The sequence below is a fragment of the Arthrobacter alpinus genome, from assembly GCF_001445575.1.
Classification (GTDB): domain Bacteria; phylum Actinomycetota; class Actinomycetes; order Actinomycetales; family Micrococcaceae; genus Specibacter; species Specibacter alpinus_C.
In genome coordinates this window covers 3,797,170-3,817,293 of the sequence record NZ_CP013200.1, presented here as the reverse complement: position 1 = coordinate 3,817,293, position 20,124 = coordinate 3,797,170, and the positions used below count along the sequence as shown (strand labels likewise).

Below are 20,124 nucleotides of genomic sequence, written 5' to 3'. Positions count from 1 at the left end.
TACGCAGCTACATGTCGTGAAACAAGGAGAATTCGCCGCCGTGGAGGCAGTAATCTAAACACCATGAGTACTTCACTTACCGCTGCCGGCCAAGATTCCGCGGGAACCCGCTCGGCCACAGGCGCACAATTCCGCTTGCAGCGCGGGGACGCCACCGCCATTATTACGTCATTGGCCGCCGGTCTGCGCCACTATGACAAGTCCGGAGTTGCGCTCGTGGAGAGCTATCCGGAGGACGAGATCGCCCCCGGCGCCGCTGGCATCACGCTGGCGCCCTTCGCCAATCGCATTGACGGCGGACGGTGGGAGCTCGATGGCCGCACTCAGCAGCTGGACATTACGGAGGTTGCCCGCAACAACGCCATCCATGGATTGTTGCGCAACACCGGATACCACGCTCTAGAGTCCGGCGATGATTTTGTGCTGCTCGAGGCCATCATCCATCCGCAGCATGGCTATCCTTTCCTGGTCCGCCATCAGGTGCGGTACTCGCTGACCTCCGATGGCAGCCTCCGCGTGGCCCAGACCCTCATTAACGATTCCACCGCGCCGGCACCCTTTGTTCTTGGTGCGCACCCGTACTTCACGCTGGGCGATGTCCCGGCCGAGCAGTTGACGCTGACCGTGCAGGCGGCCACGTACTTGAGCGCCAATGAGCGCATGATCCCCACCGGGCGTGTTGCGGTGAGTGGCCGCTACGATCTGCGCCACGGCAGGCCCGTGCCCGAGTCCCTCATGGACACCGCCTTCACTGATCTCGTGACGGACGACGGCGTTGGGCGCCACACGCTGTCCGCCCCGGACGGGCGCAGCGTGAGTCTGTGGCACGACGGAAGCGTGAAATACGTTCACGTGTACGTCACAGATGTTTTCCCGGGCCGTTCCTTGGCCGTGGCCATGGAACCGATGACGGGACCGGCCAATGCCTTTAACTCCGGGGACGGCCTGCAGTGGCTGGCTCCGGCCGAGGAGTTCACCATGCAGTGGGGCATTGACTCGGCACTCTGAGACCAGAAGGAGCTGGTGTGGGCCCCCTCCGGCGAGGGTCCCGCCGTGAGCTTGTGAGCCTTTGGACCTGGTGTGGGCCCCCTTCGGCGAGGGTCCCGCCGTGAGCTTGTGAGCCTTTGGAGTCGGTGTGGGCCCCCTCCGGCGAGGGTCCCGCCGTGAGCTTGTGAGCCTTTGGAGCTGGTGTGGGCCCCTCCGGCGAGGGTCCCGCCGTGAGCTTGCGAGCAGTGGGAGCCGGTGGGGAAAATGGACGCCGTTTAACGATTTTTTACACAATGGGGAAGTATTGCTTTATGACGCCTGATAAGCAGCACGAAGAGCGCACTGTTCAGAACGAATCCGCCATGGTTCCCTTGGGCATGCGGGTAGCCGCAGCCTGGTCCTGGCGCATGGCCATGATACTCATCGTTGCGGCCATGCTGATCTGGTTATTGAGTCAAGTCACCATCTTGCTCATCCCGATCATGATCGCCACTATTTTGGCCACACTGTTGCGCCCTATCGTCAAGACCCTCAAAGACATTGGCGTCCCGCAGGGCCTTAGCGTGGCTATTGCTGAAGTGGGCTTGGTGGCCCTAGTGTTGGGCGCCCTGTTCCTGGTGGGCCGGCAGTTGGTGGTGGGTTTCACTGATCTGAGCCAACAGGCCATCAAGGGCTTGATGAAGATTCAGGAATGGCTCAATGCTGGTCCGCTGGCTATCAGCAACGATCAGATCACCAAGTACCTCGATGAAGCTCTGGCCGCGTTGCAGAACAACTCCAACGCCATCCTGTCCGGCGCGTTGGGGGTGGGTTCCAGTCTGACGCACTTCACCGTGGGACTGTTGCTGACCCTGTTCATCTTGCTGTTCTTCCTCCTGGAGGGACAAGATATCTGGGCCTTCCTCGTCAAGTTCTTCCCCAAGCGCGCCCGCCCGGGTGTTGATGGTGCAGCCCGCCGTGGCTGGACCTCCTTGGGCAATTACGCTCGTGTGCAGATCTTGGTGGCCGCCGTGGACGCCATTGGTATTGGCGCCGGTGCCGCAATCATCCAGGTTCCACTCGCCCTGCCGCTGGGTGTTCTGGTCTTTGTTGGCTCCTTCATTCCCGTGGTGGGTGCCCTCGTGACCGGTGCCGTGGCTGTGCTGCTGGCTTTGGTGGCCAACGGCTGGGTCAACGCCTTGATCATGCTCGGGATCGTCCTGCTCGTGCAGCAGCTGGAAAGTCACCTGCTCCAGCCCTTCATCATGGGCCGCGCCGTGTCGCTGCACCCCGTAGCCGTGATCTTGGCCGTTGCCGCCGGTTCAGGTATTGCCGGCATCATGGGCGCCCTGTTTGCCGTACCAATGCTGGCCGTGGCGAATTCGTTCATTCGCTACATCGCGGGGCGCGGCTGGGAAAGTGATCCCGAGATGGTCAAGAAATATGGTCTGCCCCTACCCGAGTCCGACGTCGGAGCTCTCGCCACCGAAAGTGCCGTTGCCTCCTCGGGTGCCACTGACGAGGGCGATGGCGCAGTGCCACGTCCCGCCGTCGAACTTTAGTTAGCCCCCATTACGGCGCGGCCTTGGCTGCGCCCACAATTTTGGCCGATCCCGGTCACTCACATGCAGCAGAACAGTACTGAAAAGAAAGAGGCACGAACCGTGAACGCAACCAGCGATCTCCCCGTCACCCTTGCAGATGTAGAAGAGGCACGGGACTTGTTGGCGGAGATTATTGCCCTCACACCGATTGAGAGCTCGCGGGCGTTGGGGCGAATGACGGGCTCGGAGGTCTTCTTTAAGTGCGAGAATTTGCAGCGCGCCGGGTCGTTCAAGGTTCGCGGTGCTTATGTGCGGATGGCGAAACTTTCGCCTGAAGAGCGTGCCCGGGGCGTGGTGGCGGCATCCGCCGGAAACCATGCGCAGGGTGTTGCCGTCGCAGCCAAGGCGCTCGGCATCAAGGCGAAGATTTTCATGCCGGTGGGCGTAGCGTTGCCCAAGCTGGCGGCCACGCGCGGCCATGGCGCCGAGGTGGTGTTGCACGGTTACAACGTTGACGAATCCTTGGCTGAGGCCGAACGCTATGCCAGCGAAACCGGAGCCGTGTTCGTGCATCCGTACAACAACCTTGATGTGGTGGCAGGTCAGGGCACCATTGGCCTGGAAATCCTGGATCAGGTCCCCAATGTTGACACCATCATCATGGGTGTTGGCGGTGGCGGGCTGCTAGCTGGCGTGTCGGTTGCCGTGAAGGCGCGCGCCAAGGAGCTGGGCCGGGAGATCCGCGTTATTGGTGTGCAGGCTGAGAACGCGGCTGCCTACCCGCCCTCGCTGGCGGCGGATGCATTGGTGCCGCTGAAGAAGGTCTCCACGATGGCCGATGGCATTGCCGTGGGACGTCCCGGGCAGCTGCCGTTCTCCATCATTCGCGAGTTGGTGGACGATGTTGTGACGGTCAGCGAAGACTCGTTGGCCAGGGCTTTGATCTTCTTGCTCGAACGCTCCAAAATGGTGGTGGAGCCAGCTGGTGCCGTGGGTGTTGCGGCCCTGATGGAAGGCAAAATTGAGAACCCCGGCACCACCGTGGTGGTGCTCTCGGGCGGCAACATCGACCCGATGCTGATGCTCAAGGTGATCCAGCGCGGACTGGCCGCGGCAGGACGATTCCTGACGGTGCGCATCATGCTCAACGACCGCCCCGGTTCGCTGGCCACCATCTCACGCATCATTGCCGAGAACGATGCCAACGTCACCGGAGTGGACCACACCCGCGTGGGTGGTTCCATCTCCATGGGCGATGTCTCCATCACCGTGAACTTGGAAACCAAGGGCCACGAACACTGCGAAATAGTGTTGACGGCGCTGCGTGCCGAGGGCTTCCAGCCGATCGTGGTGCACTAAGCAGGAACACTGACCGGGTGCTCTGACGTCACCCACGGCACCGTCCCAGGCATGGTCCACCACCTGTGATGGTGCCGTTTTGTGTCCACCCACAGATACAACCTTTTATTCTCGCTTTCGCGCGTGAATAATTCGTTCAGGCCAACTCAGGACCGATAGTCAATCTCCCTCTTCAGAGCACCACGGTTACCCCGATCCCCAGCCCTGTCCCGACGATCACCATGCCGACTGTGCCGAAACGATCGCGCCAGAAACGACTGTGGCTGCAGCGCAGACCAAGGCCGCGTCGACTAACCCAGCCACGGCCAACTCAGCCATGGCAAATACCCAACAGCTCGCTGCCACCGGTGCCAGCGGCACCATCTTGCTGGCGGTCGTTGGAGGAGCCTTGCTACTGCTCGGTGGCGCTTCGCTCCTGGCCAAGTTCCGCCGTCGTACGCGCGGCTAGAGATCAGACAAAGAACAGACAAAAGAAGGGCCGGGTTTCCACTGGGAAACCCGGCCCTTCTTACGCTCTAATGAGAAAGCTTAGCCAACGTAGGGCTTGGCGGAGATGATCTCCACGGCAATGTCGCGGCCGTTGGGTGCTACATAGCTGAGCTTGTCGCCCACCTTGGAGCCCATGATGGCTTCACCGAGGGCAGAACGCTCGCTGTAAACTTCCAGGTCTCCGGCGCCAACTTCACGGCTACCCAACAGGAACGTGGTTTCATCGCCGGCGATGGTGGCAACGACCACCATGCCCTGTTCCACAATGCCGTCGTCGGCAGGTGCTTCACCCACGCGGGCATTGCGGAGCATCTCGCTGAGCTGGCGAATGCGGGCTTCAATCTTGCCCTGCTCATCTTTTGCAGCGTGGTAGCCGCCGTTTTCCTTCAAATCGCCCTCTTGACGAGCCTGCTCAATCTTGCTCACAATTTCGGCGCGGCCGGGGCCGGACATCTGAGTAAGTTCAGCCTGCAGGCGGTCATAGGCTTCCTGCGTCAGCCATGCTGAAGGCGCACTATTAGTGGTAGACACGTGGTTCTCCTTGAATGTACAAAGCAAAGGCCCCGCCGGTGTCGATCCCAGTAGCTACGTTCATGCTTGCGCAACGAAAAAAGTTGCACAAACCATGCGCCGTAAAACTAGGCCAACCAAGCGGGGCAGATGGTAATAGGTTCCAGTTTAGTCAATAAGGCAGATAAACCCAAGAATTGGAGTGTCCGCTGTAACTTTTACTTCACGATCCAGCAGTTTTCGACGATTCCCGTCACGGCCAGGGTGTCGGTACGCAGATCCGCACGAATAGTTCTGGTGCGGCCATTTTCAGAGCCAACGTCTTTCCCGTTGGGCTCGATCGTGACCACCTTCCAACCCACTACCGCGAAGCTTTCATCCATCGCCTTGACGGCACAACGGGCCGTAGCCTCCGGCGCCTTGGTAACGGCGAAATCCACGGTAGTCATGGTCGAATCAATGACCTTGTAGCTGAGATCTTTTTGAGAAACTCCGTCGTTGGAGCCAAAAGTGGCCCAGAGAGCCCACACCACGGCCAGTGCGATCGCCACAACAATGAGGATGTTGCGTGTTTTTTTGGTCACCTTACGCTTGGGAGACCCGTAACGATTGGTTAGGCTGGTAGCTGCTGAAGAATCAGAATTTGTCACTGCATCCACTTGTGTCTGTTCCGCGAGTGCCGCGGCCGGGCGCACCCTGGAAAAGGGGCGTTGGACTAGAACAAGTTTAGCGTTCATTTCAGCCAAAGTTTTTTGTCCCCGAAGTCAGCGAAGAATCGAAGGTAGCATCCGTGAGCAGCAATGTGAGTCAAGAAGTGGAACCGCTGCGACTTTTGGCGGTTCACGCCCATCCCGACGATGAAGCCAGCAAGGGTTCAGCCATGATGGCCTCCTATGTCTCCTCCGGCGTCGAGGTCATGGTGGCTACGTGCACAGGTGGTGAACGCGGAGATATCCAGAATCCCGCCTTGGTGGGCGATCCCCACTCGGCCCGCGACATGGGCGGTGCTCGACGCCTCGAAATGGCAAACGCCGCCAAAATCTTGGGCATCCAACACCAATGGCTAGGCTTCACCGACTCCGGCCTGCCTGAAGGCGATCCCTTGCCGGAACTGCCGGCCAACTGCTTTGCCCTGAAGCCATTGGAGATTGCCGCAGCACCCTTGGTACGGCTCGTGCGCCGTTTCCGCCCGCATGTCATTGTTGCTTACGATGAAAATGGCGGTTACCCGCACCCTGACCACATCATGGCTCACAAGGTTGCCGTGGAAGCCTTCCACACTGCCGGGGATCCGCAAAAGTACCCGGGCACGGGCCCGGCGTGGGAGCCCGCCAAGCTGTATTACGATCTGGCATTCAATCCCCAGCGCTTCCGCGCCCTGCACTTCGCCCTGGAAGAAGCCGGTCTGGCCTCCCCGTACGCGGAGCGCCTTGCAGCCTGGCTCGAAACCGACACCGAAGGTCACACCCCGCCGGTCAGCAAGCACCCCACCACCACCCAGATTGACTGCGGCGACTACTTTGAAACCCGTGACAACGCCTTGCGCGCCCACGCCACCCAAGTGGATCCGGATGGTTTCTTCTTCGCCGTGAGCGCACCCATGCAGCGCAAAGTGTGGCCGTGGGAGGACTATTCGCTCATTGAATCACGCGTTCCCACCACACTCCCAGAGAACGACCTGTTTGCTGGCCTACGATAGATAGTGGACGAATCCCCCTGACACCTTGCCGCTCGGGGATGAAACGAAAGATGAATTGTGCTCACACTGATTTTGCTTGCTGCCACTGACCCTGCCACTCCCGGGGATCCTGGCCTGCGCCCTGGCCTGACCGAAGACCAAATCACTCCGGGTCTGCTGGGTTTTGTCATGACCTTCGGGATTGTGTTGATCATGTTTTTCTTGATCCGTGACATGGTCAAGCGCGTGCGCCGCGTTCGGTACCGTGCACAAGTTGAGGATGATCGTGCCGGCACCGCCACCGAGTACCTGGGCATCCCGATCATGTCCGAGGCTGACATGTTGAACGCCAGCTATGAGAACGGCTTCCGGGATACGCCCGCTCAGATTAACCCTGAGCCTGAGGCAGTGAAGCACGACGCCGGCACGCAGCTTCCAGTGCACACCCCCGCCTCGGGTGCCGCAACAGAAGGGCTGGACGCGGCTGGCGCTGCGTCCACGCAGGGCGAGAAGTAGCGCCGAAGCATGAACAGGCTGGCAGGGGAACCAAGCGCTTACCTTCGCCAGCACGCGCACAATCCGGTGGATTGGCAGCCTTTTGACGACGCTGCCTTCGCCGAAGCCGTGGCACGCGATGTCCCTATTTTTCTTTCCGTGGGGTACGCCGCGTGCCATTGGTGTCATGTCATGGCGGGGGAGTCCTTCCAAGACCCTGCCATTGGCGCCTATCTGTTGCAGCACTTTGTCTCGATCAAGGTAGACCGTGAGGAACGTCCCGATGTGGATGATGCCTACATGGCAGCCACTCAAGCCCTGAGCGGTCAGGGCGGCTGGCCCATGAGCGTCTTTTTGACCCCGGCAGGCAAGGCCTTCTATGCCGGCACGTATTTTGCTCCGGAGCCGCGCTCTGGGCAGCCATCTTTCCGCCAGGTCCTGACCGCCGTTCAGGAGGCCTGGACAGAGCGCCGGGACCTCGTCGAAGAAACTGCCAGCGACCTAGCCGCTAGCCTTTCCCAACCGCTGTGGCAGGTGCGGGCAACAGTGTTGAGTCCCGCCGTCGACCTTGGCAATGAACGCGGCACTGAACGCGGCACTGAACGCGAGTCCGAACGTGGAACTGCGCGGAGTTCCGAGTGGGCGGCGGCTGCCGAACTTGCCGTGAGCGCCATGGTGCAGGCCGAGGACAGAGTCCACGGTGGCTTCGGGCAGGCCCCGAAATTCCCGCCAACTCCCGCACTGGAATTCTTGATGCGCCACGCGGCGTCCGCTTCCCCGAGTGCGCACGTGGCCTGTGGAATGGCGGGGCGGACGCTGGGTGCCATGGTGCGATCGGCCGTTTTTGACCGCTTGGGCGGTGGATTTGCGCGCTACAGCGTCAGTGCGGATTGGTCCGAGCCGCACTACGAGAAAATGCTGTACGACAACGCAGGGCTCCTGCCGGCCCTGGTGCATTGGATTCGGCTTGCCGGCAGCGGGGCCCCGGATGCGGGCCGCGACGCTCCCTCTATCAGGGGAGGCGTGCCGCTCGGCTTGCCACCCGGTGTTGCACCCTTAGGTGTGGCGGAAGCCCGGGACGCCGTGCGGGCTACGGTTTCCTGGCTGATGGCGGAGATGCGCCTTCCCGGCGGTGCCTTTGCCTCCTCCTTGGACGCGGATACCGTCATTGATGGGCTCCATTACGAGGGTGCCAGCTACCGGTGGACTCGCGCTGAACTGGATGCTGCGGCGGCAACGGCGGCTCTGGGCCCGGAGTTGGCGGCGGAGGCAGCAGTCATGCTGGGTGTTGCTCCGGTGGGTTCCCATCCGCTGCATGCCGGGCGGGCGCTCACTGAGGCTGAACAGGCCGTCTTTGAACAGCTCAAGCCTGCTCTGCTGGCTGCCCGCGCGGACCGTGTGATGCCCGCCCGTGATGACAAAGTGGTGGCGTCGTGGAACGCCATGCTCATGGGTGCGTTGGCCGAGGCAGCCATGGTTTTGGAGGAGCCCTCGTGGCTAAGGGCCGCAGCCAAACTTGGCGAGTATCTGATGCAGGTCCACTGGGACGGGCAGTTGTCCAGAGTTTCCCACGATGGCCACGCACGCGGCATCAAGGGATTGTTGGAGGATTATGCCGCCTGCGCCAACGGGTATCTGACACTGTATGCGGCGACCGGGGACACGCGCTGGTTTGATTTTGCCGGTGAATTGGTGGGTGCTGCTGAACGTGACTTTATCGCGGACGGAATAGTGCTCAACCACGCCGAGTCCGGTGGGCCCGAGTCCGGTGGGCCCGCGTCCGGTGCTCCAGCATCCGGTGGGTCGGTGGCCGGGTCAGCGGGCGGGTTGCAGGGCTCGCGGTTCGCGGACCCGTTCGACAACGCGACAGCCAGCGGAGTGGCCCTGCTTGCACAAGCCTTCACGTCCTGGGCTGCCTACACGGGCTCGGCTCACCATCGGGAACTGGCCGAATCCATGGTGGCTGGCGTGCCCGAATTGGCCCGGCGGGCGCCTCGATCGGCCGGGGGATTGCTGTCTGTGGCGGCGGCATTGGCGGCAGGTCCTGTGGAACTGGCGGTTGTGGGGCCAGCTGGTGCAGACCGTGCTGCGTTGGTGCGCACGGCGTGGGAGTCGGCCGTGCCCGGCATGGTCATTGCGGTCTGGGATGGAGACGGTGAAGCGCCGGTGCCACTGCTGGTTGGGCGAGGTGGTGCGCATACGCCGCTGGCCTTCGTGTGCCGCAACTTCAGCTGTGCGCTGCCCGTGTCAACGCCTGGTGAATTGCTCGCGCTGCTGACGTGAGCTCTCAGGCGAAGACCACCAGCACCACAGCCACAAAGTGGGTGGCGAACGCGGCCACTGTCAGGGCATGGAACAGCTCGTGGAAGCCGAAATGGCGGTGGCTGAAGTTGGGTTTTTTGATCCCGTAAATGACGGCACCGGCAATGTACATGACCCCGCCTACGCCGATCAGGATGGTGGGCACTGTCCCGGCGGCCCAGAATTCCGGGAGGAAGAACAATGCCGTGATGCCCAGTAGGACGTATATGGGGACGTAGAGCCAGCGTGGGGCCCGGACCCACAAAACTCTGAACAAGACTCCGGCCACGGCGCCGATCCAAATCATCCACAGCAACAGTGTTGCGGTGGGCCGTGGCAGCATCAAGAAGGAAAGTGGAGTGTAGGAACCAGCAATAACCAGCATGATGTTGCTGTGGTCCAAGCGTTTGAGAGTGGCCTTGGCCGTTGGGGACCAGTTGCCTCGGTGATAAACGGCACTAGTGCCAAACATCAGGACGCCGGTAAAGATGTAGATGGCGCAGGTAACTTTTGCGGCTGCACTCGGGGCCAACATCACAAGAATGGCTCCTGCCAGCAACACCAGAGGTGCCATTCCAGCGTGCAGCCAGCCGCGCCACGACGGTTTGTGTTCCATTGCCGAAAGGGAGCTCATGAGCACATCCTATCCCCGAGAACCCCAGAAGTTACCAGCCAGTAGTAATCGTTTGGCCTCAGCTTGGCGGCTTTCACGCGAACGTGCGGGTAACCTAGAGCTAGCAAGATTCGTTCGGCCGCAGGGCCATAATTCGCAAAGGTCCGGTGCACTTTAAATGCGGTTGCCCACCGCGTCCATGCGGATGCCCAAGGTTCTCTACAACTTTTATGAACGCCGCCTCGCCCGATCCATGGACCTGAGCAGCGTGCCCGGACATATTGGCGTCATGGTGGACGGCAACCGCCGCTGGGCCAAACAGTTCAACGCCCCCACCAGCCAGGGCCACCAGGCTGGTGCTGATAAGATTCTGGAATTTCTGGGCTGGTGTCAGGACCTCGGCATTAAAGTGGTCACGCTGTACATGCTCTCCACGGACAATATGAGCCGCTCACCGGAAGAGCTCGACGAGCTCATGGGCATCATCGCCAACACCCTTGACCTGCTCGACGCCGATGCCGACATCAGCGTCCACGCCATGGGTGCCCCCGAACTTCTGCCCGATTACCTGGCTGCCCGGCTCTCCTCGCTGACCGCCCGAGTCCCGGCGAAGGAACGCATCCACGTCAACATGGCCATTGGCTATGGCGGCCGGCGCGAAATTGTGGACGCCGTCCGTGAACTTATGCACGACGCCGACTCGGCCGGGCGCACCATAGCCGAGATTGCCGACAGCCTCACGGTCGATGACATCTCCAAATTCCTGTACACCCGCGGACAGCCCGATCCGGACCTGGTCATCCGTACCTCGGGGGAGCAGCGGCTCTCCGGCTTCCTCATGTGGCAGAGCGCGTACAGCGAGTTCTACTTCTGCGAAGCACTGTGGCCAGCATTTAGGAAGATTGATTTCCTGCGTGCCCTACGCGACTACGCAGGTCGCAGCCGCCGCTTCGGCAGTTAGGCTGCCCTGACGTGCGAAGCCACCGTCGTTCCGAGATACTCCTTGCCGCCATCCTCTCCAGTGCTGCCGGATTTGTTGATGCCGTGGGGTTCATTCATCTGGGCGGATACTTTGTCTCCTTCATGAGCGGGAACTCCACCCGTGGTGGCACAGCGTTGGCGGAAGGGAACTGGACGGGGTTCATCCTTGCCTTTGGGCTAGTGGCCGTCTTTTTGGTGGGCGTGGTGAGCGCCTCGATCCTGCGCTGGCTGGTCCCGACCCGCAAGCGCATGGCGGTGATGCTTTACGTCACAGCGGCACTGGCATCCGCCGTCGTACTCTTTGATGTAGGACTGGGAGGATGGCTTGCACCGGCCTTCATGGCGTTGGCGATGGGTGCGGAAAACGTTATTTTCGAGCGCGACGGCGAGGTCAGCATCGGCCTGACGTATATGACCGGGACCCTGGTGAAGATGGGGCAGAACATTGCCAGCGCGCTCACGGGCGGGGGAAGGCGGCTGTGGCTGCGGTATCTGGTGCTGTGGCTTTCGCTGACCACAGGGTCCATTGTTGGCGGATTTTCCTACTTCGCGCTCAGTATGAATGCGCTGTGGATTGCGGTTGCCGTGCTGGTGCTGGCAGTGATTTTCAATGGCTGGCTACACACCAATCCGCCGCGCCCGCCCGCCACTCGGGTGGTTCTCTAGCGCTGTTCCGCCAGTACCGTTGGCCTGCGCTGACCGTTCGCCCAAGCGTTGCGCAACGTTCACCCGCCGTTGTGGCGTGGCTCCTGCGCACGTGGTGCAAGGAGCGTAGTTTTGTGCATAACGGAGGGCAACTCCGCCCGACGTACCGAGAGAATTCCGGACGTGTGCGAGTCCGGAGGGCTGGAGCGTAACGTGGTCGAAACCATGAACCTTGAGCAGCATGCAGAGCGTGAACACACCGCGACAGATTTGCGCACTTACGTCATTGACACCTCAGTTTTGTTGTCGGACCCGCGCGCCATCACCCGCTTCGCCGAACACGAAGTGGTGGTGCCGATCGTGGTGGTCTCCGAGCTGGAGGGCAAGCGTCACGACCCCGAGCTGGGCTACTTTGCCCGAATGGCGTTGCGGCTCCTGGATGATTTGCGCACCGATCATGGTGGCTTGGCTTCTCCCGTTCCCATAGGGAACGACGGCGGGACTCTCCGCGTGGAGCTCAATCACGTTTCCCTTGAGGTACTTCCCTCCGGCATGCGTGGGATGGACAACGATTCGCGAATCCTGGCCGTGGCCAAGAACCTGGCCAATGATGGTCACAGCGTCACAGTGGTCTCCAAGGATGTGCCCATGAGGGTCAAGGCCTCTGCACTGGGGCTTTCTGCGGAGGAATACCGCAACGAGCTGGTGCAGGATTCGGGCTGGACAGGCGTTGAAGAGGTGGATGTCACCGAGTCGGAGATGGCGGCCCTGTACAACCACGAGCCGGTGCCCATTCCCGAAGCGGCCGTGCTGCCCATCAACACGTCCCTGGTCATCACCAGCAACCGCGGATCTGCGCTGGGGCGCGTCGGCTCCGATCAGCAGGTGCGCTTGGTGCGTGGGGATCGAGACGTCTTTGGTCTCCATGGCCGCTCCGCCGAACAGCGTCTGGCCCTTGACCTGCTCCTGGACCCGGAAGTAGGGATTGTGTCCCTCGGCGGCCGGGCCGGAACAGGCAAGAGTGCCCTGGCATTGTGCGCCGGGCTTGAGGCTGTGCTGGAGCGCAACGAGCACCGCAAGGTCGTGGTGTTCCGCCCGCTCTATGCCGTGGGCGGCCAGGAACTCGGTTACTTGCCGGGCTCTGAGAGCGAGAAGATGAACCCGTGGGCGCAGGCGGTTTTTGACACGCTCGGCTCCGTGGTGTCAGACACGCTCATGGCGGAGATCATGGAACGCGGGCTCTTGGAGGTGTTGCCGCTAACCCATATCCGGGGACGCTCTCTCCACGATTCCTTCGTCATTGTCGATGAGGCGCAGTCCCTGGAAAAGAACGTGCTGCTGACAGTCATGAGCCGCATTGGCCAGCGCTCCAAGATTGTCCTCACCCACGATGTTGCCCAGCGCGACAACCTCCGGGTTGGCCGGCATGACGGCGTGGTGGCTGTCGTTGAAACACTCAAGGGCAACCCGCTCTTCGGTCACGTGACGCTGACCCGCTCCGAACGCTCACCCATTGCGGCCCTCGTGACGGAGCTGCTGGAACGCGCCGAGATCTAAGCGGCTAGCAGCAGCCGAACAATTCGAGGTGACACTTAACGCCTATGTTGAAGCATGGGCGGTGAGTGTCATCTCGAATTAGGACGTGGGGCCCAGATCCCACGGGATGTGGGCCCGGACGTCCGTCAGGCCCATGCTGACCTCCTCGAAGAGGTCATCGAGCATGTATTCGTCAATGCCCAGCAGGACCATCCAATGCCCAGCCCCGGCTGTTTCCCCATCCAAGGACTGGGAGGCCACGCAAACCCCGGTTTCTAGGTCGATGCGTATGGCGGTACGGCCTGGAAACAACAACGGTGCATCGGCAAATACGGGGCGGTAGCTGGAGTTGGGCGTCAGCACCGCCTCCACCACGGCCCGACCGTGATGGGTGAGCATGGCAATGTCAGCAATTTCAGCCACGTTGGCGAACGGTGCCTCCAACGGCACCGGCCGCTCACCCGCGAGCTCCACGGGGTCCAAAGCGGCGGCGGTCCGGCCGGAACCATAGGCAGGTTCGCCGTACAGGGCCTCGGGACGGCGGACTACGAATCCGTCAGAGTCCTTCACCGGATTAACCAGCGACGGCGGCAATAGCCACGGCTTCCGGTTGCCGCTGATGAACAAGGCGTCTCTGGACTCGTTGATTTTAGTGGTGCTGGCCAAGAGCTTCCCTTCCAGGGTTTCCACCCGCAGGGCACCTGGCCGGCGGACCCAGCAATTCATCGACAGTGTGGGATCCGCTGATTCACCCCCGGCTCGCGCCCTCTTGCCCGGCCCCACCACGTTGGCGGATCCAGCCACGGCGCCAGCTGCCGGAACCCACGAGTTCCCGGAGCCGCCGTCGGACGCGGTGGGAAACTTACGGTGCAGCTCAAAGCGAAGGCTCTGCCAACGCCACGGCGAGGAGCGGGCGAGGTGCCTGAAAGTATCTGCAGTGAAGGGGGAGGCGCTCATAACCTCAGCTTAGCCCCGGGCTGTGAAATTCCGGCCCTAACGGGGAGGCGATGGCGTAGCATCACGCTATGGTCACTCGGCTGCTGGATTTGGGGGAGAGTAATGCGCTGGCGCTCGTTTGTGCCCTCGCCGCTAGCGTGTACTTGCTGTGGCTGAGTGTGGTGCTGAGCATCATCGATATCCGCACCCACACCCTCCCGAATCGTTACGTGTTGCCGGCCTACCCCATTTCAGGGGCGCTGCTATTAGCGGCTGCGCTGGGGAGCGCGATGCCCGGGCATGCCCTCCGAGCCGGGGGTGGCGCACTCGCCATAGGTGCTTTGTATTGGCTGCTCTGGGCGGTGTATCCGGCCGGAATGGGGTTCGGCGACGTGAAATGGGCGGGCGTTTTGGGCCTGTTCCTAGGATTTCTGAGTTGGCAGCATGTGGTGCTCGGTGTGGCAGCCGGCTTTGTGGCAGGGGGATTGTGGGGAGTGGTCCTCATTGTCAGCCGCCGTGGGAGCGCCCAATCCGCTATACCCTTTGGCCCCGCGATGGCCGCTGGCGCGTGGCTCACCATGCTGCTGCTGCCTGCGTGAGGCACCCGAATACTGGGGCGGCGCCAGAATACTAGAGTGGCGACACGCTGTAGCGGTGCTCAGGCCGCCCGGTGGCACCGTAACGGAGTGAGATGGCGACAGCTCCGTCGTCGGCCAGGGCGGACAGATACCGCTGCGCGGTGGTGCGAGAAATGCCGACGGCGGCCGCAATGTCCGCCGTGGACTGATCGCTGCCGGTGGCCAGCGCAGCTAATACCGCCGTCTCCGTGGCGGTTGCCGCTTTGGGCCCGGCCGCCGGGGCGTGAGGATGGAGGGCCTGCCATGCCGTCTCAAACCTGTCCTGGCTCAGATTGCCGGGTTCGGACAGCAGCCTGCGGTACCGGGCATAGCCGCGAAGCCGGGACTCGAGCAACTGAGCGGAAAACGGCTTGATGAGGTAGGCCAGTGCGCCGCGGCGAAGTGCCGTACGCATCGTTTCAGGATCGGACGCGGCACTGAGCATCATGGCGTCCACGTCAATGGTGCGCAACAAATCCAGGCCCGACGCATCAGGCAGGTACACATCGAGTAACACCAGGTCCGGGCGCTCTGCATGAATGACGTTCAATCCCTGCGCGGCGGTGGGCGCAGGGGCCAAAGCACTGAATCCGGGGACCGAGTCCACCAACCCGGCGTGCAGTCGGCCCACATGAAAGTCGTCCTCGACAATGAGGACGCGAAGAGTGGCGGTCATGAATGCTCCTTGGAAACAGGCGTCAAAGCGACCACGCCAGGCAGTCGGGCACAGAATACTGCACCATGAGATTGAGGTGTTCCAGCATCCGCAACCCACACCTCGCCGCCGCGACGGCGGGCCAGATGGCGGACCAGCGCCAAGCCCACGCCGTGGCCGGTGATGGGATCAGGGGTGTTGGGATCAGGGATGCTGGGATGACGGGTAGACGGGTCGCTTGCTCCGCCGGAACCTGTGGAACCGCTGGAACCGGTTGATCCGGTTGAGTAGCCAGGGGTGAAGATGAGCTCGTCTGCTTCGTCTGCTTCGTCTGCTTCGTCTGCCTCGTCTGCCTCGTCTGCCTCGTCTGCCACGGAGGCCCCGGAGGCCCCGGCTGTTGGCGCTGGAACTTCCCTGGCGCCGTCGGGCTTTACGCCGTCCCGGTCCCGGCGGCTGGTCAGCGGCAATCCGTCCCCGGAATCGGCCACCACCAGATGCAGCGTACCCCCAGCCGGTGTGTGTTCGTCCAGCACCTCAACCTCCACCCATTGGTGAGGTGACGTTCCTGCAACGGCTGCACGGATGGCGTTGTCCAAAAGGTTTCCCAGGATTGCTGTGACATCTTGCGGATCCGTGATGTGGCCCCGGATGAGGGTGGCGGCTCCAATCCGCAGCTCCACCCCGCGTTCGTGGGCCTCAATGCTCTTGGCGCCAAGGAACGCCTCCAGATACGGGTCACTGAGCAGGCTCAGATCCTGTGCCGGGTAGTTCAGTGGCCCGCTCTGCATGATCTCGCCAATGTAGTCGCGAGCCTCGGCGGCACGGTCAATGTCCAGCAGGCCTGCCACCGTGTGTAGCCGGTTGGCGAACTCGTGACGTTGCGCTCGCAGCGCGGTACCCAGAGCGTTGACGGCATCCAGCTGACGGGTCAGGGCCTGCACCTCGGTTCTGTCCCGGACCATGATGACTCGCCCCAGCGCCAGTGCCCCGTCCTGGTGGTTGTTCTTGAGCCGCACAGCACGGGAGGAAACAATGACCACCCTGTCGCCCACCACGTGTTCGGAGGGGCCGTATTCCGCCGCGTCGGCCGTGAGGGTGGCGTCGGTGGCCGCTGCGAGACACTCCGGCAAGCCGCTGTCAGCGAGAGGGAGTCCGCTGTAATCCCGGGTGGAGTCGGGAGCCAGTAGCCGCCGGGCGCCTTCGTTAAAAACCGTGATGGTGCCATCGTTCGCGAGACCAATGACTCCCTCATCGACGCCGCGCAGAACGGCCTCTTGGTCCTGCGCCAGCCCGGAGATTTCCTCGGGTTCCAGTCCCAGCGTGAGCTTGCGCAGACGTGCACTCATCACCACTGTGGCGACAGCTCCCAACCCCAGAGAAATCCCCGCAATCAGCGCCACCGGCACAATACTGCGCAGCATGCCAGCAACAATGTCATCACTGGAAAAACCCACACTGACCTCGCCCACAACAGTCGATGACGATCCCGGCGCGTACACGGGAACCTTGGCCCGTGCCGACCGCCCCAGTGTCCCGTTTTGCTGCGAAGTCTCCTCGCCCCCAGACAAAGCCACAGAGGGGTCCGTGGAGACCTTTTGCCCCAACAAAGCCGGATTGGGATGCGCAAGGCGCAGGCCGTCGTCGTCCGTGATCACCACAAACAAGGCATCCGTGCGTTCCTGAGCCGCGCCCGCGTACTGCTCCAAAGGGCCGCCCGCCAGAAAACTCGGGGTCAGCTGATCCTTGGGCGTGGCGGCTAAGACGGCAGTTTCGCGGCGCACGTCTTCCGAAGAAGCCACGGTGCGCGCCACTGCCAGAGCCCGCTCCTCCGCCTGATCGCCGAGCCACTGATACATCAGCGCCGCGAAAGTCCCGGCCGTCATGATCACAATGGCCGAGACCACAGCCAGCTGCAGCACCAGCACGCGCGTGGAAAAGCGCATACGCGGTGTCCGGGCCTGCGTCATTGCAAAGGCTCCTTCAGGAGAAAAATTCCAACGTGTGGTCAGCGAGTAGGTGGCGGTGGGCTTAACGGGTTAAAGGTACTCAATGGGCACTAGTTCAGGCAAGTGAACTTAACCCAAGAAGTGACTCAGGCCACTCTAGTCTCTATAAGTCAGCTCAAAGATGCGGCTGGTATATAAAGGAGTTCTAATGTTGGTAATCCTCGGATTCGCCATGATCGCGGTGTTCATGACACTGATCATGACGAAGAAATTAACGCCCGTGGTGGCCCTGATCGTGGTGCCAACCATTTTCGGGCTATTTGCTGGCGCCGGGCTTGGCATTGGCGACATGGTCATGGACTCGATGAAGAGTCTGACCTCAACGGCCGCATTGCTGATGTTCGCAATTGTCTTTTTCGGCATGATGATCGATGTCGGCCTGTTCGACCCGCTGGTGAAGCTGATCCTGCGCACACTGGGCAATGACCCCGCGAAGGTGGTGCTCGGCACAGCTGTCCTGGCGGCAGTGGTTTCCCTCGATGGCGACGGATCCACCACCTTCATCCTCACCACGGCGGCCATGCTGCCCATCTACTTGCGCCTCGGCATGAGCCCTGTCATCCTGACCTGCGTGGCGGGTCTGGCGAACGGCACCATGAACATCTTGCCGTGGGGTGGGCCCACCGCCCGCGCCGCCGCAGCACTGAAGGTTTCGCCCAGCGAGGTCTTCGTCCCCATGATCCCGTCCCTGATCGCTGGCATGATCGTGATCTTCTTCTTCGCATGGCACCTGGGAGTCCGCGAACGCCGCCGCCTCGCTCTGGCCGGCAGCCTGTGGGTTGGCAAGGCCGACTCACTGGACACCCCGGACGCCGCTGGCACCAGCGGCAAGCGCGGCACCTCCGGCACTGGCACCTCCGGCACTACCGGCACCTCCACGCATGACGGCGGGACCCCCTCGGGCGGATCTGGCACCCCTGCTCTGGCTGGTTCAGCTGATTCCTCCGCCGTGTTGATCGCTGTGAAGCCTCGTTCCGCTGCGCAAACCCGCTTTGATGAGCAGGTGCTGGCCGTGGCCAACCAGGACGCGGACTCGGTCAACACCTCACTGGCCGATTCCCAGCTGGACCCGAACCGCGACACACTGCGGCCCAAGCTCTTCTGGTTCAACCTGGTTCTGACCGTGACGCTCATGGTTGTTCTCGTCATGGACATCCTGCCGTTGCCGTACGTATTCATGGTGGGCTCCGCCATCGCCTTGGTGGTCAACTTCCCGAAAATGAAGGATCAGGCCAAGGCGCTGGTTGCTCACGCCGGCAGCATTGTCGCAGTTGTTTCAATGGTGATGGCCGCTGCTGTTCTGACAGGTGTTCTCAGCGGAACAGGCATGGTCGATGCCATGGCAGCCTGGCTGGTCAGCGTCATTCCCACCTCGATGGGTCCGTACATGGCCGTCATCACTGGTTTGCTGAGCATTCCGATGACGTTCTTCATGAGCAACGACGCCTTCTACTTCGGTGTCCTCCCCGTATTGAGTGAAACAGCCGCTCACTTTGGAATCGACCCGGCAGCCATGGCCCGCGCCTCCATTGCCGGCCAGCCGGTTCACATGCAAAGCCCGTTGGTGCCGGCGATCCTGCTGCTCGTCTCGCTCTCGCGCGTTGAGCTGGGCGATCATCACAAGAAGGTGCTGTGGCGTGCCTTGGTTGTGTCGCTGGTGATGCTGGGCGTAGCGATTGGCATTGGCGTCATCCCCTTCGGCTAACACCCCACCCACTGGCCCGCTGCTGGCGGCGAACATCATGAGACCTTCGTGAAATTCGTCGGCAGCAGCGGGCCACTTTGCGCCTACGCTCCGTTAACTCGTAACCATGCGCCACTCCTGGAGCTGCGCATGGTTACTGGTTAATGGAGCGCAGCTTCGAAGACTTTGGATGAAGCTCAGCCGTGAGTATGTGCGGGAGGCCGTCAGGATAGGCTGAATCCATGGGATCACCGGACTTCATCGTCAACCTCCGCAAGAAAATCGGCCACGACCCGCTCTGGCTTCCGGGCGTGCGCGGCGTGGTTTTTGACGACGCCGGGCGCGTTCTTCTTGGTGAGCGGTCCGATACCGGTGGTTGGGCGCTCATCACCGGAATCCTGGAACCGGGGGAGGAGCCGGGCCCGGGAATGGTGCGTGAGATCTTTGAAGAAACCGCTGTTGTAGCCCGGATCGAGCACCTGCTGGGGGTGGCCGCCGTGGGCCCGGTGACCTTCCCCAACGGCGATGTTTGCGACTTCTTGAACGTAGAGTTCATCTGCCGCTATGTCAGCGGCAGCGCTCGCGTGAACGACGACGAATCGCTGGCCGTGGGCTGGTTCGCCATCGACGAGCTGCCACCACTGCGCCCCGGCCACCTCGCCTGCATTCAGCGCGCGCTGGCCTTCACGGGTGTTCCATACTTCGAGAGGTAGTACCCGCTCGCGACCGGCTCCATTGCCGCATCAGGTTCAGCGCGCAAAAGACTATGGATGTCACGATTCCTGCTGCCCCGCCCGCCATGGCTCCGAAAACGATGATCATGCCACGCAGATCCAAGCCGCGTCCACTGTCAAGGTAAGCGTCATAGGGTGGCGGAAACAACGTCAGTGCCAGTGATCCGGCGGTCCAGCTGTAAATCAATGAAGCCACTGGGCCCAGGAAGAAGAACCAGGGCATTCGCTTGGCGGGCGCCTTCAGGCACCACAATCCCGCGACTACCAGAGCAGCAACTGGCACCAGCGCCAAGACTGCACCGATCAGCAGCTCAACTGATTCGTAATCCATCGCATCCCCTTCAATAGCTAGTAACCGAGTCAAGCACAGGGCGT

General features: G+C 61.9%; 20 protein-coding genes. 13 read left to right on the top strand and 7 right to left on the bottom strand.

Features of this window, described 5'->3' with window-relative positions:
- The first annotated feature begins 63 nt into the window (after nt 1–63).
- From AS189_RS16940 to AS189_RS16925, 4 genes are all read left to right on the top strand, one after another.
- Complete coding sequence (locus AS189_RS16940; protein WP_062291530.1) at nt 64–1,008, top strand: aldose 1-epimerase family protein; 945 nt, start codon at nt 64–66, stop codon at nt 1,006–1,008.
- A 290-nt stretch (nt 1,009–1,298) separates the two neighbouring features.
- Nucleotides 1,299–2,528, top strand: a complete 1,230-nt coding sequence (locus AS189_RS16935; protein ID WP_062291526.1) for an AI-2E family transporter — start codon at nt 1,299–1,301, stop codon at nt 2,526–2,528.
- A 63-nt stretch (nt 2,529–2,591) separates the two neighbouring features.
- Entirely contained in the window at nt 2,592–3,869 is a 1,278-nt protein-coding gene (gene ilvA / locus AS189_RS16930) for a threonine ammonia-lyase (protein ID WP_062291523.1), read from the top strand.
- A gap of 259 nt (nt 3,870–4,128) precedes the next feature.
- Entirely contained in the window at nt 4,129–4,317 is a 189-nt protein-coding gene (locus tag AS189_RS16925; RefSeq protein ID WP_062291520.1) for an LPXTG cell wall anchor domain-containing protein, read from the top strand.
- Nucleotides 4,318–4,397: 80 nt separating this feature from the next.
- Here the strand turns inward: AS189_RS16925 and greA are convergent, their stop codons facing one another.
- Entirely contained in the window at nt 4,398–4,889 is a 492-nt protein-coding gene (gene greA, locus AS189_RS16920; RefSeq protein ID WP_062291517.1) for a transcription elongation factor GreA, read from the bottom strand.
- Between the two features lie 197 nt (nt 4,890–5,086).
- The gene (locus tag AS189_RS16915) at nt 5,087–5,452 is read right to left on the bottom strand and encodes a DUF4307 domain-containing protein (protein ID WP_160320861.1); all 366 of its coding nucleotides are present in this window, start codon (nt 5,450–5,452) and stop codon (nt 5,087–5,089) included.
- A 206-nt stretch (nt 5,453–5,658) separates the two neighbouring features.
- On the opposite strand from AS189_RS16915, the gene mca reads away from it, so the two are divergent.
- Genes mca through AS189_RS16900 form a run of 3 tightly spaced genes read left to right on the top strand, consistent with a single transcriptional unit; the run spans nt 5,659 to nt 9,324 of the window.
- Nucleotides 5,659–6,567, top strand: coding sequence for a mycothiol conjugate amidase Mca (mca, locus tag AS189_RS16910; RefSeq protein ID WP_062291515.1), 909 nt, complete (start codon nt 5,659–5,661; stop codon nt 6,565–6,567).
- A gap of 57 nt (nt 6,568–6,624) precedes the next feature.
- Nucleotides 6,625–7,062, top strand: coding sequence for a hypothetical protein (locus AS189_RS16905; RefSeq protein ID WP_129587327.1), 438 nt, complete (start codon nt 6,625–6,627; stop codon nt 7,060–7,062).
- 9 nt (nt 7,063–7,071) lie between these two features.
- Nucleotides 7,072–9,324: a thioredoxin domain-containing protein gene (locus AS189_RS16900; protein ID WP_062291512.1), complete on the top strand. Its 2,253-nt coding sequence runs from the start codon at nt 7,072–7,074 to the stop codon at nt 9,322–9,324.
- 4 nt (nt 9,325–9,328) lie between these two features.
- On the opposite strand, the gene trhA is transcribed toward AS189_RS16900, so the two are convergent.
- Complete coding sequence (trhA, locus tag AS189_RS16895; RefSeq protein ID WP_062291510.1) at nt 9,329–9,976, bottom strand: PAQR family membrane homeostasis protein TrhA; 648 nt, start codon at nt 9,974–9,976, stop codon at nt 9,329–9,331.
- A gap of 178 nt (nt 9,977–10,154) precedes the next feature.
- On the opposite strand from trhA, the gene AS189_RS16890 reads away from it, so the two are divergent.
- The 3 genes from AS189_RS16890 to AS189_RS16880 all read left to right on the top strand — a co-directional run bounded on the left by AS189_RS16890 (nt 10,155) and on the right by AS189_RS16880 (nt 13,138).
- A complete protein-coding gene (locus tag AS189_RS16890) occupies nt 10,155–10,916 on the top strand; it encodes an isoprenyl transferase (RefSeq protein WP_062291508.1) in 762 nt (253 codons plus the stop codon).
- A gap of 11 nt (nt 10,917–10,927) precedes the next feature.
- Complete coding sequence (locus AS189_RS16885; RefSeq protein ID WP_082634403.1) at nt 10,928–11,602, top strand: YoaK family protein; 675 nt, start codon at nt 10,928–10,930, stop codon at nt 11,600–11,602.
- A gap of 204 nt (nt 11,603–11,806) precedes the next feature.
- Complete coding sequence (locus AS189_RS16880; protein ID WP_062293943.1) at nt 11,807–13,138, top strand: PhoH family protein; 1,332 nt, start codon at nt 11,807–11,809, stop codon at nt 13,136–13,138.
- A gap of 78 nt (nt 13,139–13,216) precedes the next feature.
- Here the strand turns inward: AS189_RS16880 and AS189_RS16875 are convergent, their stop codons facing one another.
- The gene (locus AS189_RS16875) at nt 13,217–14,074 is read right to left on the bottom strand and encodes a hypothetical protein (RefSeq protein ID WP_062291505.1); all 858 of its coding nucleotides are present in this window, start codon (nt 14,072–14,074) and stop codon (nt 13,217–13,219) included.
- A 68-nt stretch (nt 14,075–14,142) separates the two neighbouring features.
- Here AS189_RS16875 and AS189_RS16870 point away from each other — a divergent pair, with 68 nt between their 5' ends.
- Complete coding sequence (locus AS189_RS16870) at nt 14,143–14,652, top strand: prepilin peptidase (RefSeq protein WP_062291499.1); 510 nt, start codon at nt 14,143–14,145, stop codon at nt 14,650–14,652.
- A 31-nt stretch (nt 14,653–14,683) separates the two neighbouring features.
- Here AS189_RS16870 and AS189_RS16865 read toward each other — a convergent pair whose 3' ends face one another.
- Both AS189_RS16865 and AS189_RS16860 read right to left on the bottom strand, forming a co-directional pair.
- Nucleotides 14,684–15,346, bottom strand: a complete 663-nt coding sequence (locus tag AS189_RS16865) for a response regulator (protein ID WP_062291496.1) — start codon at nt 15,344–15,346, stop codon at nt 14,684–14,686.
- Nucleotides 15,343–17,292, bottom strand: coding sequence for a sensor histidine kinase (locus tag AS189_RS16860; protein ID WP_062291493.1), 1,950 nt, complete (start codon nt 17,290–17,292; stop codon nt 15,343–15,345). The genes AS189_RS16865 and AS189_RS16860 overlap by 4 nt, the downstream gene beginning before the upstream one ends.
- A 187-nt stretch (nt 17,293–17,479) precedes the next feature.
- Between AS189_RS16860 and AS189_RS16855 the strand changes: the two genes are divergently transcribed.
- Complete coding sequence (locus AS189_RS16855; protein ID WP_062291489.1) at nt 17,480–19,036, top strand: CitMHS family transporter; 1,557 nt, start codon at nt 17,480–17,482, stop codon at nt 19,034–19,036.
- 221 nt (nt 19,037–19,257) lie between these two features.
- Complete coding sequence (locus AS189_RS16850; RefSeq protein ID WP_062291486.1) at nt 19,258–19,728, top strand: NUDIX hydrolase; 471 nt, start codon at nt 19,258–19,260, stop codon at nt 19,726–19,728.
- On the opposite strand, the gene AS189_RS16845 is transcribed toward AS189_RS16850, so the two are convergent.
- Complete coding sequence (locus AS189_RS16845; RefSeq protein ID WP_062291482.1) at nt 19,700–20,080, bottom strand: hypothetical protein; 381 nt, start codon at nt 20,078–20,080, stop codon at nt 19,700–19,702. The two genes, AS189_RS16850 and AS189_RS16845, sit on opposite strands and share 29 nt — an antisense overlap.
- Nucleotides 20,081–20,124 lie beyond the last annotated feature (44 nt).

Bases quoted from the DNA above. Each gene is read 5' to 3' on its own strand.
- AS189_RS16935 (WP_062291526.1), top strand. From the start codon at position 1,299: ATGACGCCTGATAAGCAGCACGAAGAGCGCACTGTTCAGAACGAATCC.
- AS189_RS16855 (WP_062291489.1), top strand. From the start codon at position 17,480: ATGTTGGTAATCCTCGGATTCGCCATGATCGCGGTGTTCATGACACTG.
- ilvA (WP_062291523.1), top strand. From the start codon at position 2,592: ATGCAGCAGAACAGTACTGAAAAGAAAGAGGCACGAACCGTGAACGCA.
- AS189_RS16870 (WP_062291499.1), top strand. From the start codon at position 14,143: ATGGTCACTCGGCTGCTGGATTTGGGGGAGAGTAATGCGCTGGCGCTC.
- AS189_RS16845 (WP_062291482.1), bottom strand. From the start codon at position 20,080: ATGGATTACGAATCAGTTGAGCTGCTGATCGGTGCAGTCTTGGCGCTG.
- AS189_RS16860 (WP_062291493.1), bottom strand. From the start codon at position 17,292: ATGACGCAGGCCCGGACACCGCGTATGCGCTTTTCCACGCGCGTGCTG.
- AS189_RS16890 (WP_062291508.1), top strand. From the start codon at position 10,155: ATGCGGATGCCCAAGGTTCTCTACAACTTTTATGAACGCCGCCTCGCC.
- AS189_RS16900 (WP_062291512.1), top strand. From the start codon at position 7,072: ATGAACAGGCTGGCAGGGGAACCAAGCGCTTACCTTCGCCAGCACGCG.
- AS189_RS16850 (WP_062291486.1), top strand. From the start codon at position 19,258: ATGGGATCACCGGACTTCATCGTCAACCTCCGCAAGAAAATCGGCCAC.
- AS189_RS16865 (WP_062291496.1), bottom strand. From the start codon at position 15,346: ATGACCGCCACTCTTCGCGTCCTCATTGTCGAGGACGACTTTCATGTG.
- AS189_RS16875 (WP_062291505.1), bottom strand. From the start codon at position 14,074: ATGAGCGCCTCCCCCTTCACTGCAGATACTTTCAGGCACCTCGCCCGC.
- AS189_RS16940 (WP_062291530.1), top strand. From the start codon at position 64: ATGAGTACTTCACTTACCGCTGCCGGCCAAGATTCCGCGGGAACCCGC.
- trhA (WP_062291510.1), bottom strand. From the start codon at position 9,976: ATGAGCTCCCTTTCGGCAATGGAACACAAACCGTCGTGGCGCGGCTGG.
- AS189_RS16880 (WP_062293943.1), top strand. From the start codon at position 11,807: ATGAACCTTGAGCAGCATGCAGAGCGTGAACACACCGCGACAGATTTG.